Consider the following 831-nt stretch of genomic DNA (forward strand, 5'->3'; position numbering starts at 1 on the left):
GACCAGAAAGCCGCTATTGACGAATGAGCCGTTGCTTTCGCGCGTAACGGTTTCCATCGCCTTGTAGATCTCGGAAAAGTCGGTGTTGGTTGACGTGGTGAGGATAACACCATCGCGCACCTGAAACACCGAAAGCACATCTTGCGCATGGCCGTCGAGCGAATGGCCCCATGTGAGCGTGATTTCAACACGGGCCGGGCCGTCTTCGGCAAAGGCTTCTGTGCCTTCAATATCACCTTTCAGCGTCGCGTCTTCGATGTCGGTGACAAGCCGATCGGAATGGCGAACGCCAATCACGATCTCGCCTTTGTTCGGCAGTGTGAAATCAGCCGCTGTCACATCATGGACGATGCCGCCAAAGTAAATGGCGCAGGCTGGAATTTGCACGCGGATATGATGCTCATCGGGAGCGGTCACAACCGGGTCGGTGCCATCCACAATGCGACCATCCTGAAGGATATAGTCGGCCACGCGGCGGGTGTGATCGAGCGCAATATCCTGCGCTTCGTTCAAATCCTTGGATTGCAGATAGATTGGTCTGTCGGGAAAGGCCACGGCATGGCGCTTCTGGGAGCGATCAAAGCGGCTTCCATAGCCTTCGCGTTTGATGATGCTGTTCATTGCGCCTCACAGGGTCAAAATAAAGCTGAAGGTCTGGCCGATAGAGCCGTCACGAACGATGGGGGCAAAGCGATCCACCTCAATCAATTTGCCGAAACTCACCACATTGGCGGCTGCGATATATTGCTGACCGGCTGGCACGCTTTCTGCCAACTGCGTTCCCACAAAGATGCCCGTTTCGCGCAATGTGCTGTCGGCTGCATCGGGCAG

General features: G+C 55.6%; 2 protein-coding genes. Both read right to left on the minus strand.

Annotation, left to right across the window (positions count from 1 at the left end):
* Positions 1-621: DUF4815 domain-containing protein (locus ABE527_RS21600; protein WP_499698257.1), on the minus strand; the 621-nt coding region annotated here is incomplete at its 3' end.
* A gap of 6 nt (positions 622-627) precedes the next feature.
* Positions 628-831: BW3TFN family phage tail fiber component (locus ABE527_RS21605; protein WP_499698258.1), on the minus strand; the 204-nt coding region annotated here is incomplete at its 5' end.

It is taken from the genome of Brucella sp. TWI432 (assembly GCF_039674445.1).
Classification (GTDB): domain Bacteria; phylum Pseudomonadota; class Alphaproteobacteria; order Rhizobiales; family Rhizobiaceae; genus Brucella; species Brucella chromiisoli.